Below are 15,930 nucleotides of genomic sequence, written 5' to 3'. Positions count from 1 at the left end.
TCTATGCAAGTGAGGTTATAATATGAATCATAAAAAGCAGTTTTTTAAATTTGTAATTCCCAGCGTGGTATCCATGCTGGTCTTCAATCTGTATACGATGGTGGACGGTATTTACGTAGCTCGTTTTGTTGGCGAGCATGCACTTTCCGCAGTGAATATCTCCATGCCATATGTCAATTTCATCTTTGCATTTTCCATTCTCTTCTCTGTTGGAACGAGTACAGTTGTAGCCATCTTCCGTGGAGAAAACAATATGAAAAGCGCAAATGAAACATTCACGAGGAACACGATTTTTCTGACCGTCTGTGCCTTGATCATCACTTTGCTGGCGCTGGTATTTCAAAATGAACTTGCCCTGTTTCTGGGAGCCAGTGAAGTAACATTGCCCTATGTCCATGATTATCTTGGCGTGCTGATCTGGTTTACGTTTTTCTTTATCGTATCCTATTCCATGGAGGTGCTTGTCAAAACGGATGGATTCCCAAAGCTGGCAACTGCGGCTGTAACGGTTGGTGCGGTGACGAATATCGTCATGGACTATGTGCTGGTCGTGCATGTGGGGATGGGGATTCGGGGAGCAGCGATTGCGACCGGTCTGTCCCAGGTTTTGACATTTACCGTGTTTACCATTCATTTTCTTGGGAAAAGAGGGACGATTCACTGGTGTAAAACAACGATGGACTTATCGGTTTACAAGCGTATTATTCCCATCGGGACTGCGGATTTTATCACCGAGCTGTCTGCCGGTACGATTATTTTTCTGTTCAATCATGCAATTTTAAAGCATATCGGAGATAACGGAGTGGTGACCTATACTGTTATCACGTATATCTACAATATTGTCATGATGACCTTTACGGGAATATCACAGGGGATGCAGCCACTGGTCAGCTTTTACCGAGGGCGCCGGGAGGAAAACACCTGCCGTTTATTCCTGCGCTATGCCCTGTACTCCACGTTTGCGATGTCAATGCTGGCGCTGGCAATCTGTCTGTTTATGACACCGGCTCTTGTTTCGATTTTCATTGATGCATCACGAGCCGAGCTGTTCACCTATACTGTTCATGCCTTTCGCATTTATTCTCTGTGCTATCTGGTAATCGGCTATAATATCGTATGCAGCGGTTATTTTGCGGCTGTGGAGAAAAGCGGCTATTCCTTTACCATATCGCTGCTGCGCGGCTTTGTGCTGATTGCGGCATCCATATGGATCATGGGGGAGCTGTTTCAGGGTGAAGGAATCTGGTATGCAACGCTTGTATGTGAAAGCAGTACACTGGTGGTCAGTATATGGTGTATGCTGCGCAGCCAGAAAAAGGCACAGATACATGGGGAACAGGCACTGCAACAGATATAGGAAGGATTTGAAAGTCAGAAAGAGCCTTCGCACAGGCTATTCGCAGTTAACCCTGCAATATTCTAAAAAAAACAGCTTCCTACCAGTTATGAGCAAAAAAAGGTATTCCAGCCGATTGACAATAGAGCGGAATACCCTTTTTTCATAGATATCTGTATTGCTATGTAAATCATTCTTTTTCTTTCTTCGTTTTACAGCACTGCACAGACACAATATCCTCTGATCGCTTTACCACCTTATAAGTATACATTTCTTGCTATGCTTGACTCTTCGTAGAAATTGATGCATACGGTATTCATATCTCATCAGAGAATGAAAAAATTATAGGAACCTAGAAAAAGGTGAGCTCTATCAAAGAGAAGGTGTACGGGATAATGGATGTTTGATTTCTGCCTCGTATAACGCCTCCCTTATAATAGATACCGAGGCAGCCCCTGTTTCTGGGAAATCCGCATCAAAGGCTTCCACGGAAATCGTGTTATCATATCCCACGGATTGCAGAAATACACAGAGATCTTTTACATAGGGTAAATCCTTTTCAAATAAGAAATATCGTTGCAGTCCTTGATCCCAAGAATTGATATGAACATGTCTTATTTCATCAAAGCACATACGGCTGTCTGCATACTGTTCACCGGCGTTTATCGCATGATATACATCATATACCAGCTTCAGATTTGGTGAATGGATATGCTGTACAGTTTGATAGCACTCCTGCGTATGATTACCAAAATTACATTCTTTCGGATGCAGCGCTTCATACAATATCGTGATATCATAGGAGCTTGCTTTCCTAGCCGCCGTATATAGAAAATATTCCATTTCCCGTGTTGCAAGCCCATAATCATACTCCGATGGTATCATTCTGGCTTTTGGAGCGCCGATACCGATGTTTTTTATATGAAGCTGTGAGGCTCTTTCCAATAATATATCCAAATAAGCACTCCAGACCTCCTCCTGTGCGGATGGGCCAATCAAGGGCGTCTGCTCATCTGCAAAAGCACTGAGGCCCAATACCGGAATACCCGGATGCAAAATTTCCTTACGTTTTAGTTTCCATAGCTCCGTATCCATTTTCATAATTTCTTTTGCGGATAATTCAACATAATCGTATCCGAATTCCTTTGCCAGGGGTATGTCCTTTGTGGCAATACAGCAGCCTATGTTCATACGGTGCTCCTCCTTATGCAATGATGAGCTGTGTGCTGCCAGCTGCGCAGTATTCTACAAAATGCTTTGGTACAGATCCGGATGTGATAATTTTATCGAAGTCCTCGATATTGGCGAAGGTTCTTAAGGAAGTTCGATCAAATTTGGATGAATCGGTCAGTAGAAAATTCTCCTGACTTCTTTTCATCATGCTTGTTTTAATAATTGTTTCCGCATTATCCGGATTTGTAGCACCACCCTGTATGGTTAATCCGGTTGTGGCTAGAAAAGCTTTATTTACATTTAAAGAATTCAGATAATCCCAGTCATACACGTTTATGAGGGAACAGGAAGAATGCTTCAATCTTGATCCTACAACAATCAAGTCCCAGTTCACGACCTCGATCACCTTTGTAATAACATAGATGTTGTTTGTAACGATTGTTAAATGAAAATCCCTGTGCAGATAATCTGTCAACAAGGAAGTGGTGGATCCTGAATCAATGTACAGCAGGTCATTATCATTCACCAGTGCTGCAGCGTATTTCGCAATTCTTTGCTTTTCCTCGATATGTGAGGCGATTCTGCTTTGAAAGGTGCTGTCCTTTTTCCTAGCCAGGCTGACGCCGCCATAAAATTTCTTAACCAGGTTTTCCTCTGCTAATTCATTGATATCTCTTCGTGCAGTATTCATCGATATAGCAAATTTATCAGCTATATCCTTTAATGTTCGGTAATCTGTATCACTTAAATACTCTATAATCTCTTTTTTTCTTTGGCTGTTTATCATATGCAATCCTTCCCTCCAGCTTATAAATGATATAAATTTATGCATTTGCTGAGTATATTATATCAAACCGATATGAAAATAACAACAATTTACCTATAAAATAACCAAATTCATTCTTCATAATACCAATTTATCCAAAATATGAAAATAAAAAATAACAAAAATAACAATAAAATACTAAAAATATGTTGAAATTGTTGTTAAGTTGTGGTTATATAGATGTATAAAGTGGACGAGAGGTGATGAAATGAAAAGGATTTTATTAACGTCGCATGGCAGATTAGCTTCCGGATTAAAGGATACCTTGGAGTTTTTCCTGGGACAATCAGAAATGATTGCTGCGGTAGATGCTTATGTAGACACTTCCAGTGATTATCTGCAACAGCTCCAGAGGTTTGTGGATTCTGCAGAAGTGGGGAAAGCGATCATATTCACGGATATCTATGGAGGAAGTGTGAATCAGCAGGTTAGTGCAATGGTAATGGAAAGCGGAAAGGATATTCCGATCGTTACCGGTATGAATCTGCCGATTGTTTTATCAGCGGCTATGACCGATGATAGTTTAACTGCTGAACGAATGGAAAGCATGCTGAAGGAATGTCAGTTACAGCTTGTGAAGATGTCCTCATGCGAGACAAAGGAAGGTGATGAGGATGAATTCTTCGCATGAGACAAAGCTGCATCTGCTATTTCGTATGAAAGGGGAAATCTATCAGGAAGCTGATCTGAATGTCTGTTTGAAGAACTTAAAGCTGCAGGAAACTGATTTGGTAATCACGAGTAATTCCCAGATGAAAAAAATCAAAGAGACAAATGCATTGGGAAAGGCTGTTCTTCTGAATATGGATGCATACGGTACGAAGGAGCCCAAAGAGGAATGGGTGGATGACATATTAAAAGTAGCAAATGCGTATCCATATGAGCGAATAATCGCAATCGGCGGTGGTACTGTGATTGATGTTTCAAAGCTTTGTGTATTCGGTGATGGCCGATCCGTACAGGAATTGTACAGCGATAAAAGAGAAGTACGCAAAACGCGGGAGCTGATTGCTTTGCCGACAACCTGTGGAACCGGAAGTGAGGTAACCAATGTTTCCGTTGTGGAATTTCCTTCCCTGCACAGTAAGCTTGGTCTGCAGATGGATGCACTGTTCCCGGATAAAGCGATTCTGATTGGAGAACTGCTGACCTCGCTGCCGTATAAGACATTTGCACTCACATCCATCGATGCATTGGCACATGCGATTGAGGCTTTGCTTTCACCCAAGGCAAACCCCTATACAGATATGTATGCTAGAAGCGCGATTTCAGGTATTGTGGAAAATCTGCAGGAGACACGAAAAACAAAGAAGCTCCCTCAGGATATGCAGAAAAGTCTGATCTGTGCCAATATGGCAGGAGTCGCTTTCAGTATAGCGGGATGTGCCACCATGCATGCACTGTCCTTTCCTTTGGGTGCGAACTGTCAGCTTGCCCATGGAGAAGCAGTCTATGCCGTATTTGCACAGACTCTGCAATACTATCAAAAAAAGAATATACCACTATACAAGCTTGAAAATGCTTTGAAGGATCTGCCAGCAGATATTTCTTCTGTTTCAGGACTACAAAAGTTGTTAACTGAAATCTATCCATGTCCGGATTTCAAAGCATTGGGGATCGATGAGGGGATTTGTGACACATGGGCAGTCAGCGTGTATGAAAAGCAACAGCGGCTGCTTGTCAATTCACCCTGCGTATTAAACAGCAATGATTTAGCAGCGATTTATAAAAGCTGCATCTAAGGAGGAACGTATGATAATTCAAATTCGAGTAGATGATCGTTTGATTCATGGGCAGATAGCAGTCGTATGGTCAAAGCATTTCGCTACCAGTCATCTGGTAGTGGCAAATGATCAGGCGGCAAAAAACGAGGTACAGCAGATGACATTGAAAATGGCAACTCCAAATGGCGTGAAGGTTTTAATTCGCAGTGTTGATGATGCCATCAAGGTGTTTAATAATCCCAAATCTGAGACTGTTAAGATGTTTGTCTTAACCAATAGTATTCAGGATGCTTTGAAAATCGCTACCAATTGCAAGGTGGAATCGATAAATGTAGCGAATGTCGGACGCTTTGAAGCAGCATCGGAAAAGAAGCAGCTGAATGCGGATGTCGGCTGTACACCAAAGGAATTGGAAGCATTGAAAGAAATCGCCAAGCTTGATATGGAAACCATTCACTGGGTTATACCGACAAATCCTAAAATCAGTGTGAAAAAGCTGCTGGAAAACAATTAAAGGAGGGAATTGAATATGTTAAACGTCGCTTTATTATCTGCATTGTCCTATTTCATCTGTTATGCCGGAAACTGGATGTTTGGTCAAAGCATGTCAGACAGACCAATCTTTATCGGGGCGGTTACAGGACTCTTGCTTGGGGATTTGCAACAAGGGCTGATTATCGGGGCAACACTGGAGGCTGTATTTATGGGGTCTGTCAATATCGGTGGACAGATATCAGCAGATCATTCTGCGGCAACCGTATTTGCGGTAGCCTTCGCAACCAACGCCACACTGGATCCGGAGGCAGCCTTGACGATTGCTGTACCTATCGGAATTCTGATGGGATTTGTAACGATGTTTGTAAATAATATTTTCCTGACTGTATTCACAACCTTAATGGATAAATGGGCACTTGAGGGAAATGAAAGAGGACTTCTCATCTACTTGAATTTTGGCGTTTGGCTGGTTAAAAATCTGTTCTTTGCTGCTATCGTATTCTTCGGTGTATATGTTGGCTATAATGCAGTTGAAGCATTTGTGGATTCCATCCCGGATGTTGTCATGACCGGACTTACCGTTTGCGGACAGCTGCTTCCAGCAGTTGGTCTGGCTTTGTTGATGAAAATGATCTGGACAAAGGAAATCGGTATTTATTATCTGCTCGGCTTCGTTATGTTTATCTATATGAAGCTGCCAATCATCGCGATTGCAGTCATCGGTATTGTCATCGTGGTAGCGACAGCCATGCGTGATTTTGAAATCAATAGAATGAAACAGCACCCAATCGCATGTGCTGACACAAATGATTCAAATGAGGAACTGGAGGATTTCTTACAATGAAACTAACAAATAATTTATCAAGAGAAGATAAGAAAATGATCAACTCCATTTGCTGGCGCTCACTAAATGCACATTGTTCACGGGTAGGCGGGCAGGCCAGACAGATGGCAATCGGATTCTTGTGGCAGATTATGCCGGCACTGAACCGTTATTATAAAGATCAGCCGGAAAAGAAAAAAGAAGCACTTTACCGTCATGTTCAATTTTGTAATGTATCCAATGCTATCTATCCGTTCCTGGCAGGACTTGTCGCCTCCATGGAAAAAGAAAACAGTGAAGTAGATGACTTTGATACAAGCTCTATCGTCGCAATCAAAGCAGCGCTTATGGGGCCGCTGGCAGGAATCGGAGATTCCCTGCTGTTCAGTGTCGTACGTGTCATCGCGGCAGGAATTGGTATCAGCTTTGCATTGCAGGGTTCTATTCTTGGGCCGATTCTCTTCTTTCTGATTTATAACGGCTGTACGATGGCACTGCGCTTCTCTTTGGGATATGTCGGCTTTATCAGCGGTTCCAGCTTTATCACGAATATGTATCAGAATGGTACCCTAAAGATATTGACAAAATGCGCCGGTATACTTGGTCTGATTATGGTTGGCGCAATGACAGCATCTACTGTAAAATTTACAACAGCGATTTCCATTCCGATTCCTGGTGGAGAAGCGGTCGCATTACAGTCCTCCTTGGATACCTTATTTTTAGGACTTGTTCCACTCCTGCTGACGTTCGGTTGTAAAAAACTGCTTGATAAAAATGTAAATATCAACTGGATCATGGTCGGAATCTTTGTTCTTTCCCTTATGATGGCTGTGGTGCATATCGTTTAGACTTCAAAATGAAGTATTCATGACGGGAAAAGGAGGAAATCTATATGCGAAAGAAATTGACGATTCTGCACACCACCCTTGCGACAACCACTACGATACCCGCAATGATACGGGAGCTGTATCCAGATAAATTTGATATTGTGAACATGTTGGATGATTCTTTACTAAACGATATAAAGTGCAGCGGGAGAATGAGTGCATCCGTAATAGAGCGATTTATTCAATATACATGTATTGCGAAAAACAATGGCAGCGATGCGCTTTTACTGGCTTGTTCTTCGCTTGGCAAAGCAGCGGATATCGCCAGAGAGCTTCTGGATATACCGCTATATAAAATCGATGAGCCAATGGCAGATCAAGCGGTGGAGTCAGGAAATAACATCCTCGTTCTGGGAACGGTGAAAAGTACGCTGGAGCCGACATCCGATTTGATTAGAAGCAAGCGGAAGTCACAGGAGCAAAGTGTCACCTGTATCCTGATACCCGATGTGTTTGAACTATATGAAATTGACAGAGAACGGCATGATCAAAAAATCGCAGAAGTGATACAGGAGCACTGGAATACATATGATGTGATCGTACTGGCGCAGGCAAGTATGGCGAATGCGATACAGTATATCACGCAGGGCAGAGAGAAAATAGTAACGAGTCTGCCATTGGGTCTTAAGCAGCTGCAGGAGATATGAGTAGGGAAAGCGAGGAGTCTGTATGGAGTATATAAATAAAAATAGCATCACCGTGGATGCACTTTGCGGACGTGGACTGATACGCGCAGTTGGTAAAAACAGCTGCTTTGACAGCGATAAAATGACAGTGGGATATGCGTTATACAGAAAAGAATATGGCATCATGGAGCCGCATGCACATGCAGAGGAAACCGTGATCATCACAAAATCGGTAAACGGGTATGTATCCTGGGGGAGTGATGCGCATCATTTGCAAAGAACCATTGCATTAGAGGAGGGGATGATTCTTCATATCCCGGAAAATGAATGGCATGCTTTCCACTATGATGAAGGTGGATGCGTAGAAATCGTCTTTATATATGGCCAGGGTGATAACTGCAGGCCAGAGGATAACGAAAGGTAAGGGTGCTTATTATGTTAGTTACAATGAAAGAAATACTCGATCATGCAAAGAAAGGAGGCTATGGTGTTACTGCCCCCAATGTACAAAGTGAGGATACGGTAAGGGCCGTGCTGGAGGTAGCTGAGGAATACCATGCTCCCATGATTGTAGATGTCAATGCGTTTATTCATACGGATCTTCCGTGGTTTATACATATGATACGGGATCTTGCAGAAAAGGTGTCAGTACCTGTCGCAATCAATCTGGATCATGGAAAATCCTATGAGGATATTATGCTCGCTATCAATTCCGGGTTTACATCCATCATGGTTGATCGTTCCAGCTTATCCTATGAAGAAAATGTGGAACAGACAAAGGAAGTCGTAAAAATGTGCAGACCGCTGGGAATCAGTGTTGAGGCCGAGCTGGGACATGTCGGTATGGGAAACAATTATGCTGTAGACGGAGTAAATAATCTTACCGTTCCAAAAGAAGCGGCAGATTTTATCAAGGAAACCGGTGTGGATTGTCTGGCAGTTGCCATAGGAACCGCACATGGACGCTACACGGGAACACCACATATTGACTTCGAGCGATTAAAGCAGCTCGTTGAAGCATGTGGAGAAACACCGCTTGTCCTGCATGGCGGAAGTGGAACGGGGGATGAGAATCTCAGAAAAGCAGTTCGATCAGGAATTCAGAAGGTTAATCTGGCTACTGAGCTGATCGTTGCAGGAAAAGAGGAGCTGGAAGACTTCATCAAGGATCCGAATTTTGATAAATGGAAGCTGATACCTGCCTTCAAAAAAGGGTATAAGGATCGTCTGGCTCATTACGTTGAATTGTTTGATCAGGCTGGAAAGGCCTGGGGGTAAAGGAAGCGTACAGCAGTTCCCGCAGTATGGAAGTTGTTCCTGAACCGGGAACTGTTTCCTGTAAACGGGAACTTATCCTCTTACCGAAAAAGGAGCTATATATGGAAATGAAAAATATAAAAATCGGTGTTATCGCAGACGATTTTACAGGTGCGGGGGATGCGGCCAGCTTTTTAGAAAAAAGCGGTGCTGAAACCATAATGTACAACGCAGTTCCAAACGAGCTGCAGGTGTGTGATGCGGCTGTTATCGCTTTAAAAACAAGGAGCGTTACTCCCCATGCAGCTGTTGCGGAAGTAAAAAAGGCTGTTGATTTCCTAAAGGAAAACGGATGTGAACGAATATATTTCAAATACTGCTCAACCTTTGACTCCACTCCTCAGGGGAATATCGGAGTTGTAGCTGATTTCTTATTGGAATATCTGGCACAGCCCTTTACAATTCTATGCCCCTCCTTACCCGTGAATCAGCGCATAGTAAAGGATGGAAATTTGTACGTCAATGGTGAAAAATTAAGTGATAGTCCGTTGAAAAATCATCCCTTGAATCCAATGTGGGATTCCTATATCCCCAATCTGATGAAGCCGCAAAGCAAATACCCCTGCTTTATTATGCGGCAGAAGGAGCTTTGTGAGGGAGAATGGAAACAAACGATACATGCGTTGAAATGCAGATATGAGAGGTTTTATATCGTGCCGGATTATGAAACAGAGCAGGATGGAATACGGATAGCGGAAGCGTTTAAGGAGCTGCCTGTTCTTACCGGGGGATCCGGTCTGCTTCCCTATGTCTTAGAGAACGATGCTTTGCTGCATCCGGAAAAAAATCAGATACGGAAGCACGGGCGGACGATTCTGCTATGTGGAAGCTGCTCGGCTGCGACCAGATGTCAAATTGAGTATTTTCGAAAGCATCAAGGCTGCTGTTATCCTGTAAATGCAAACCGTGTGATGAATAAAGAGCTTACCGCCCAAGACATTCTGACATATGCAAACCAACAGGCACAGCCGGTGCTGATATACAGTGATGCGGTGGAACAGGATATGCGTGAGCTAAAAAAGGATGAAACCTTCGATCAAGCATCGAAGTGCATAGAACAGATCATGGGGGAGATAAGCAGTGCTGCTTTGTCGTTCGGATATGAACGTATCGTAGTTGCGGGCGGAGAAACCTCCGGGGCTGTCATACAGCAGCTGGGCTTTGATGGATTTCATATCGGAAAAAGTGTTGATCCCGGTGTTCCTGAACTGATTCCATTGAAGAATGAGCGCCTTACTCTTATTCTGAAATCTGGTAATTTCGGTGCTGAGGATTTCTTCATCAAGGCGATTGGAGGAAACACACATGAGTGAATTACAGGAAAAGCTGGATGCCGCTATCTGGAGTGCGCATACCTTGTTTCAAAAAGGACTGGTTAGCGGCTCAACAGGAAATATCAGCTTTCTCCATGAGCATCGTATGTATATTTCAAGGAGCGGAAGCTGCTTTGGAAGATTGCGACAGGAAGATTTCGCACAGGTGGATATGCAGGGAACAATTCTGTATGGAAAGCCAAGCAAGGAATATCCCATGCATTTGGCATTGTATCGGGAAAGCGAGGAATATAAGGCGGTGATTCACACACACAGCTTCTATGCTAGCGTACTGTCCTGTTATACAGATACAGAATCTCATGTCAAAAACCTGTTTGCATATACACCTTATCTGTATATGCAAACAAAAGGAAATATCCCATGTGTTGCGTATGCACCGCCGGGAAGTGATGCACTGTTTTTTCATTTCAAGGATAAAACAGGGACGAAGCCGAGGATATTGCTGTTGAAACATCACGGAATCATGGCAGGAGCAGAAGATGTGTATCATGCGTTTGATCTTATTGAAGAAATGGAAAGCAGTGCCCATGTATATGCGATGCTGAAAAGCTGTCCGGATGAGGATATCGATTTCATACCTCATTAGCTTACGGGCATATATGGCTAACGCTTGGTAATTAGAGCAATTCATAGAAATGCTGCTTGGTGTTACAGGGGTAGCTCTGGGACTTTCATTCATGATGAAATCCGGTCTTGGACAAACTGCATTGACAGCCTTTCTGCAATGTATTTCACTTATCAGTGGTATGAAAAGCGGCACACTTCTTATGTGCTTTTATCTGCTATGTGTTTTATTGCAGCTGCTGATACAGCGGAAGGACTTTGATAAGCTTCAGGTTTTACAGCTACCGGTGTGCTGGATTCAGGGAATTATCATCAATCTCACCTGCTATGATATAGCGTTTCTTGCGGATATTCGCCCTGTATCGTATCCTATGCAATGGGTGTTTCTGGCAGCGGGGATGATCCTTGTGTCCTTTGGTGTTGCGCTTACCATGGCTGCTGATCTTGTGAAACAGCCGTTTGAACAGTTGATTGTCGTGATTTCAAAAAAATATAAAAAGCCCTTCAATTTTCTGCGCTGCGGTGCAGATGCTGTCTTCATCACCTGCAGTCTGCTGCTTGTTGCTGTGTTTTCCCTGGATTTTACAATGCTGCGCGAAGGTACCTGGATCAGTATGCTTGTTTTGGGGAATACCATGGCTGTCTCCTTTCCTCTCATGCAGAAATGCTCTATCTGTTACCGACGAAAGAATGAAAAAAAAGAGGTGAGCTTATAGAGCAGCAGTATGAGGAAAGCCGCAGCTATCCTGAATACAGAATTGTAGCTTAAAAACGGAACAATTAGGGCAAATTAGAAAAGGAAAAGGAGTATGCAAGGGACATCCCCTGTGAATACTCCTTTTTACGCGTAATCTGCTTGCAGATATAGACAGCTATTTTTCTACCTGCGCACAATTCAAATCCTCCAGCAGATAAAACAGCCGTACCTTGTCTTTTTCCGATAACTCAATTTTCGGGTTATACAGATAATGCTGCAAAACATCCGCATCCTTCAGCAGCTCTGAAATCGGTCCGTCATGCCGGTTCATTTTATCGGAATGCACCGATATAACATGAGTCAGTATCCGGATTTCCTCTTCACTGAATACCTCCATCTTCTCCAGCAGCAGCTTCGCATATTCCGCACTGCGCTGTGCATGACCCAGATGCGGACAATTCTGGGCGTAAAGTGCTATATCATGCAGCATGGCGGCAATACAGCACAGCTCCACATCCAGCTTTCGCAAAGTGGCCAGCATGGCTGCAGCCTGTGCAACACCGTACGTGTGGATATATGCAAATTTGCGTTCCTCTTCCTTGACAAGCTTTTGAATGACGGCATCCGTTTGTTCACGGATAAGTTCTAAGCGATCCATGACATCACATCCTTTCTTCTATTGTATCATTTCCGTACAGGATATGCACAGTCAAAAAAAAGGATCATGCACGAGGTCATGATCCAAGAACGGTTTTGCTTACGCTACAGTTACGTTAGCAGCCTGCTGTCCACGATCGCTTTCAACAACGTCGAAGTTTACAGCCTGTCCTTCTTCCAGTGTACGGAATCCGTCGCTCTGGATGCTTGAGTAATGAACGAAGATGTCCTTACCTTCATCAGAAGTGATGAATCCATAACCTTTTTCTGCATTAAACCATTTTACTTTACCTGTACTCATTTTAGTACCTCCTATACGTGTGTCAATAAGAAGCCCTCCAATGTATAAAAAAATCACAAAACTGGATATTCGTACATTGAAACACATAAATACAATTCCAGACTTGTGAAATCATAATTATTGCTTTTTATTACTCTTAAACAATATCACTTTCAAAACCGAAAGTCAATCATTATTTCGTGAATTGGAAGGATTTGTTTTTCTCTTTTTTCATGATTCGTGTTTTTTTGTGTAAGCTGTTTCAGATTTTAATCTTTTGGGGTATAATATAGGCATACAAGAAAAGAAACGGAGGAATGTTTATGATCATACAGGATGAAATGCTGCGAGCTGCAATCGCCAGAACCCTGCAGATCGAGGAAACGGATATCACAGAAAAAAAGCTGGAAGAGCTGACGACACTCTCTGCCAGAAGCAGTGGAATTATCTCTCTGGAAGGACTGCAATATGCGGTTAATCTGAAGTATCTGGACCTTTGCGGAAATGCCATTGAGGATCTGACACCGATCCGTGATTTGCGGGAGATTGAAGTTTTGAATCTGTCCAAGAATATGCTGCGTGACATCCAGGCGCTGAGGGAATTCCGGCAGCTGCTGCGGCTGGACATTTCACGCAATAACCTGTATACGATGGATATCAGTGCACTGGCCGGCATGATCAATCTGGAAGAATTGAATCTGGAACGCAGCAAGGTGGACAATCTGGTATATCTGGAAAATGTCAAGAAGCTGAAGAAGTTGTATGTCGGAATTGAAAACGGACCGTTCCCGCTCAGCATTCTCGGTATGCTGGAGGAGCTGAAGGAGCTTCATATGAACAAGATGTGGCTGTATGACATTGCCGATCTGACCTATTTGAAGCACATTGAGGTTTTGGATGTATCGACCAATCTGTTCTGTGATTTATCTCCGTTGCAGTATATGAAGGATTCCCTGCGCAATCTGAATATTTCAAATTGTGAATATTTGCGTGATTTAAGTATATTGGAGGAATTTCCGAATCTGGAGGTCCTTGATATCTCCTTTGATCATATTAAGGATTTCTCATTCCTGAAGAAGCTGAAGAATTTAAAGGATCTTCGTGCTACGCAGAGCGGACTTTGTGATTTGCGTAATCTGAAGGGTCTGATCAGGATGGAGAAGCTGGATATCAGTGAAAACCGTGTGGAGCATACGGAAATTTTAAAAGAAATGAAGCTGCTTCGCTTTTTCAAGGCCAGCTGCTGTTTCCTGAAGGACATCGACTTTTTGAAGAATGCAAAGGATCTGGTAGAGCTGAATGTCTTCAACAATCATATCAAGCATATCGAGGTTTTAAAGGGCTGTGAGCATATGACAACCCTGGATGTCGGAAACAACGATATACGCAGTATTGATTCTCTTGAGGATATGATCAATCTGGAATGTCTGGGGCTTTCCCACAACAATATTTCTGATCTGACGCCATTAAAGGATTTAACTAATCTGAGTACGATTGATTTATACAACAATGTCATTACAGATCTTTCACCGCTGAAGAAGCTGATCAATTTAAGCTCTTTGCGGCTGGATCACAATGGCGTAATGGATTTGTCTCCGCTGGAGGAATGCATCTATCTGAGCTCCCTGACATTGAAGGCGAATTATGTAACAGATGTGACACCGCTGACCAGACTGAAGAATCTGTATGAGCTTCGTCTGGATGAAAACCCAATCGAGGATATCACAGTTCTTGAGGATATGGAATACTACGAGAAATTCTCATATTGAGACAGTCTGAAAAAATGTAAATTTCTTTGCTTTAGATTATGAATGAAGGCCTGTGTGTATACTGCTGTGTACCACAGGCTTTTCTGTGCTCATAAGCAGATAAAAGCTGCTGCGTCTTGTGAAACGGGTTGAGGGGAAACACTGTACATCTTTTCCTTAGCATAGCAATGCAAAAAGAGAATCTGGAATGAGAATATGGTTCTACTAAAGCCTTGTGTAGATAAGCAAGCATAAGCTAAAAGAAATCTGCACAATCGAAAAAAGGATATCTTCATAAGGCTTTTATCAGTAGAAAACGTGCGAGATTCGTTGATATGCTAACGAAATACCAGCCCTATGAGCATTGTATTTATGCCGCCGAAGCTTTCTGCATTATCCCCCTTGACCTTCCCCTGAGGGAAAACTGTAAGATATAGGCAGAAACTACGGAGGTAATTGCGTGGAACAGATGAAAATAACAGAAATGGAAGCATTGATCAACAGGAATTACAAGAATATTTGTGGGATGAATGTATTAAAAAACGGTGTGTCCGTGTATGAAGCATACTTTCAGGGATGTACTTCCGAAAGCAGAATGCATGTGTATTCCGTGACCAAAAGTATTGTATCCATATTGCTGGGAATCGCAATGGATGAAGGGTACCTTGCGGATGTGTCGCAAAGGGTTCTGGATTTTTTTCCGGAGTATGCAGCCCGGGAGAAAGAGTATGCAAAGGGTGAAGTAACACTGGAGGATGTCATCACCATGACAGCGGCATATAAATATAGAATTCCACCCTATATAAAATATTTTACAAGTGATGACTGGCTGCGGTTTTCACTGGAGCAGCTGAAGGGAAGGGGCGGGAAATTCCGTTATACACCGCTGATTGGACCGGATATCCTGACTGGTATTTTACAAAAGACAACCGGGCAATCTGTGCTTTCTTTTGCACGTGAGAAATTATTTGTCCCGCTGCGAATTTCTGTGGAAAAGGAACTGATATTTAAAGATAAGGAAGAACAGATGGCATTCAATCAGTCAGCCTCCATCAGCGGTTGGGCAGCAGACGCAAAGGGACTGCAATCCGCAGGCTGGGGACTGGCGTTATCGGCAAAGGAAATGGCAGATATCGGGCAGCTGTATTTGAATGGCGGTGTATGGGAAGGAAAACAGCTGGTATCAAAGCACTGGATTGAGGAAAGCACAAAGGAGCACAGCCGCTGGAAAAAACGCAATCTGCCATACGGCTATTTATGGTGGATCGATGAGCAGAAAGACGGATTTGCGGCAATGGGGGATGGAGGAAACATTATTTATGTGAATACCGGAGAACAACTGGTTGTATCCCTCATGTGCAGATTTGATCCTAAAGCAAAAGACAGCATGGATTTGATTAAACAGCAGATCGAACCGATATTTAGAAAGTAAAGCAAAGCAGA

Annotated in this window: 18 protein-coding genes; 14 read left to right on the top strand and 4 right to left on the bottom strand. The window is 43.0% G+C overall.

Annotated features, from left to right (window positions below):
- Nucleotides 1-22 precede the first annotated feature (22 nt).
- Nucleotides 23-1,357 carry an MATE family efflux transporter gene (locus ACG3M1_RS17375; RefSeq protein ID WP_008816864.1) on the top strand — a complete coding sequence of 445 codons (1,335 nt, stop codon included), beginning with the start codon at nt 23-25 and terminating at the stop codon, nt 1,355-1,357.
- Nucleotides 1,358-1,708: 351 nt separating this feature from the next.
- Here ACG3M1_RS17375 and ACG3M1_RS17370 read toward each other — a convergent pair whose 3' ends face one another.
- Together ACG3M1_RS17370 and ACG3M1_RS17365 are read right to left on the bottom strand one after the other, a co-directional pair.
- The gene (locus ACG3M1_RS17370; RefSeq protein WP_008816863.1) at nt 1,709-2,527 is read right to left on the bottom strand and encodes a sugar phosphate isomerase/epimerase family protein; all 819 of its coding nucleotides are present in this window, start codon (nt 2,525-2,527) and stop codon (nt 1,709-1,711) included.
- A gap of 13 nt (nt 2,528-2,540) precedes the next feature.
- Entirely contained in the window at nt 2,541-3,296 is a 756-nt protein-coding gene (locus ACG3M1_RS17365) for a DeoR/GlpR family DNA-binding transcription regulator (protein WP_008816862.1), read from the bottom strand.
- 247 nt (nt 3,297-3,543) lie between these two features.
- Here ACG3M1_RS17365 and ACG3M1_RS17360 point away from each other — a divergent pair, with 247 nt between their 5' ends.
- From ACG3M1_RS17360 to ACG3M1_RS17310, 11 genes are all read left to right on the top strand, one after another.
- Nucleotides 3,544-3,966 (top strand): PTS sugar transporter subunit IIA, encoded by a 423-nt coding sequence (locus ACG3M1_RS17360; protein ID WP_009270894.1) that lies wholly within the window; start codon nt 3,544-3,546, stop codon nt 3,964-3,966.
- On the top strand, nt 3,950-5,077 hold the full coding sequence (locus ACG3M1_RS17355) for a 4-hydroxybutyrate dehydrogenase (RefSeq protein ID WP_257322222.1): 1,128 nt from the start codon (nt 3,950-3,952) through the stop codon (nt 5,075-5,077). Before ACG3M1_RS17360 ends, ACG3M1_RS17355 begins: the two co-directional genes overlap by 17 nt.
- 10 nt (nt 5,078-5,087) lie before the next feature.
- Nucleotides 5,088-5,573, top strand: coding sequence for a PTS system mannose/fructose/N-acetylgalactosamine-transporter subunit IIB (locus ACG3M1_RS17350; RefSeq protein ID WP_044906975.1), 486 nt, complete (start codon nt 5,088-5,090; stop codon nt 5,571-5,573).
- Nucleotides 5,574-5,588: 15 nt separating this feature from the next.
- Nucleotides 5,589-6,398, top strand: coding sequence for a PTS sugar transporter subunit IIC (locus tag ACG3M1_RS17345; RefSeq protein WP_008816858.1), 810 nt, complete (start codon nt 5,589-5,591; stop codon nt 6,396-6,398).
- A complete protein-coding gene (locus ACG3M1_RS17340) occupies nt 6,395-7,225 on the top strand; it encodes a PTS system mannose/fructose/sorbose family transporter subunit IID (protein ID WP_008816857.1) in 831 nt (276 codons plus the stop codon). Before ACG3M1_RS17345 ends, ACG3M1_RS17340 begins: the two co-directional genes overlap by 4 nt.
- A 44-nt stretch (nt 7,226-7,269) precedes the next feature.
- A complete protein-coding gene (locus tag ACG3M1_RS17335; protein WP_055200320.1) occupies nt 7,270-7,911 on the top strand; it encodes an aspartate/glutamate racemase family protein in 642 nt (213 codons plus the stop codon).
- A 22-nt stretch (nt 7,912-7,933) separates the two neighbouring features.
- Nucleotides 7,934-8,314: a cupin domain-containing protein gene (locus tag ACG3M1_RS17330; protein ID WP_055200322.1), complete on the top strand. Its 381-nt coding sequence runs from the start codon at nt 7,934-7,936 to the stop codon at nt 8,312-8,314.
- A gap of 11 nt (nt 8,315-8,325) precedes the next feature.
- Entirely contained in the window at nt 8,326-9,168 is an 843-nt protein-coding gene (locus ACG3M1_RS17325) for a class II fructose-bisphosphate aldolase (protein ID WP_002609507.1), read from the top strand.
- A 101-nt stretch (nt 9,169-9,269) separates the two neighbouring features.
- On the top strand, nt 9,270-10,520 hold the full coding sequence (gene otnK, locus ACG3M1_RS17320; RefSeq protein WP_161129010.1) for a 3-oxo-tetronate kinase: 1,251 nt from the start codon (nt 9,270-9,272) through the stop codon (nt 10,518-10,520).
- Nucleotides 10,513-11,127, top strand: a complete 615-nt coding sequence (locus ACG3M1_RS17315) for a class II aldolase/adducin family protein (RefSeq protein ID WP_009588639.1) — start codon at nt 10,513-10,515, stop codon at nt 11,125-11,127. The genes otnK and ACG3M1_RS17315 overlap by 8 nt, the downstream gene beginning before the upstream one ends.
- Nucleotides 11,128-11,176: 49 nt before the next feature.
- Nucleotides 11,177-11,821 carry a hypothetical protein gene (locus ACG3M1_RS17310; protein WP_009588618.1) on the top strand — a complete coding sequence of 215 codons (645 nt, stop codon included), beginning with the start codon at nt 11,177-11,179 and terminating at the stop codon, nt 11,819-11,821.
- A gap of 156 nt (nt 11,822-11,977) precedes the next feature.
- Here ACG3M1_RS17310 and ACG3M1_RS17305 read toward each other — a convergent pair whose 3' ends face one another.
- Both ACG3M1_RS17305 and ACG3M1_RS17300 read right to left on the bottom strand, forming a co-directional pair.
- A complete protein-coding gene (locus ACG3M1_RS17305; protein WP_002609515.1) occupies nt 11,978-12,460 on the bottom strand; it encodes an HD domain-containing protein in 483 nt (160 codons plus the stop codon).
- Between the two features lie 99 nt (nt 12,461-12,559).
- A complete protein-coding gene (locus tag ACG3M1_RS17300; RefSeq protein ID WP_002609517.1) occupies nt 12,560-12,760 on the bottom strand; it encodes a cold-shock protein in 201 nt (66 codons plus the stop codon).
- Between the two features lie 302 nt (nt 12,761-13,062).
- Here ACG3M1_RS17300 and ACG3M1_RS17295 point away from each other — a divergent pair, with 302 nt between their 5' ends.
- Entirely contained in the window at nt 13,063-14,508 is a 1,446-nt protein-coding gene (locus ACG3M1_RS17295; RefSeq protein WP_008816850.1) for a leucine-rich repeat domain-containing protein, read from the top strand.
- 439 nt (nt 14,509-14,947) lie between these two features.
- Nucleotides 14,948-15,919 (top strand): serine hydrolase domain-containing protein, encoded by a 972-nt coding sequence (locus ACG3M1_RS17290; RefSeq protein WP_161129008.1) that lies wholly within the window; start codon nt 14,948-14,950, stop codon nt 15,917-15,919.
- The last annotated feature ends 11 nt before the right edge of the window (nt 15,920-15,930 follow it).

Origin of the sequence: Clostridium sp. 10cd* (genome assembly GCF_044336395.1) — a bacterium.
In the GTDB taxonomy this organism is placed as follows: Bacteria; Bacillota_I; Bacilli_A; order Erysipelotrichales; family Erysipelotrichaceae; genus Clostridium_AQ; species Clostridium_AQ innocuum.
Note: the sequence above shows the minus strand (reverse complement) of the source record. Positions and strands in the feature narration are given on the sequence as shown.

Bases quoted from the DNA above. Each gene is read 5' to 3' on its own strand.
- ACG3M1_RS17375 (WP_008816864.1), top strand. From the start codon at position 23: ATGAATCATAAAAAGCAGTTTTTTAAATTTGTAATTCCCAGCGTGGTA.
- ACG3M1_RS17370 (WP_008816863.1), bottom strand. From the start codon at position 2,527: ATGAACATAGGCTGCTGTATTGCCACAAAGGACATACCCCTGGCAAAG.
- ACG3M1_RS17365 (WP_008816862.1), bottom strand. From the start codon at position 3,296: ATGATAAACAGCCAAAGAAAAAAAGAGATTATAGAGTATTTAAGTGAT.
- ACG3M1_RS17360 (WP_009270894.1), top strand. From the start codon at position 3,544: ATGAAAAGGATTTTATTAACGTCGCATGGCAGATTAGCTTCCGGATTA.
- ACG3M1_RS17355 (WP_257322222.1), top strand. From the start codon at position 3,950: ATGAATTCTTCGCATGAGACAAAGCTGCATCTGCTATTTCGTATGAAA.
- ACG3M1_RS17350 (WP_044906975.1), top strand. From the start codon at position 5,088: ATGATAATTCAAATTCGAGTAGATGATCGTTTGATTCATGGGCAGATA.
- ACG3M1_RS17345 (WP_008816858.1), top strand. From the start codon at position 5,589: ATGTTAAACGTCGCTTTATTATCTGCATTGTCCTATTTCATCTGTTAT.
- ACG3M1_RS17340 (WP_008816857.1), top strand. From the start codon at position 6,395: ATGAAACTAACAAATAATTTATCAAGAGAAGATAAGAAAATGATCAAC.
- ACG3M1_RS17335 (WP_055200320.1), top strand. From the start codon at position 7,270: ATGCGAAAGAAATTGACGATTCTGCACACCACCCTTGCGACAACCACT.
- ACG3M1_RS17330 (WP_055200322.1), top strand. From the start codon at position 7,934: ATGGAGTATATAAATAAAAATAGCATCACCGTGGATGCACTTTGCGGA.
- ACG3M1_RS17325 (WP_002609507.1), top strand. From the start codon at position 8,326: ATGTTAGTTACAATGAAAGAAATACTCGATCATGCAAAGAAAGGAGGC.
- otnK (WP_161129010.1), top strand. From the start codon at position 9,270: ATGGAAATGAAAAATATAAAAATCGGTGTTATCGCAGACGATTTTACA.
- ACG3M1_RS17315 (WP_009588639.1), top strand. From the start codon at position 10,513: ATGAGTGAATTACAGGAAAAGCTGGATGCCGCTATCTGGAGTGCGCAT.
- ACG3M1_RS17310 (WP_009588618.1), top strand. From the start codon at position 11,177: ATGCTGCTTGGTGTTACAGGGGTAGCTCTGGGACTTTCATTCATGATG.
- ACG3M1_RS17305 (WP_002609515.1), bottom strand. From the start codon at position 12,460: ATGGATCGCTTAGAACTTATCCGTGAACAAACGGATGCCGTCATTCAA.
- ACG3M1_RS17300 (WP_002609517.1), bottom strand. From the start codon at position 12,760: ATGAGTACAGGTAAAGTAAAATGGTTTAATGCAGAAAAAGGTTATGGA.
- ACG3M1_RS17295 (WP_008816850.1), top strand. From the start codon at position 13,063: ATGATCATACAGGATGAAATGCTGCGAGCTGCAATCGCCAGAACCCTG.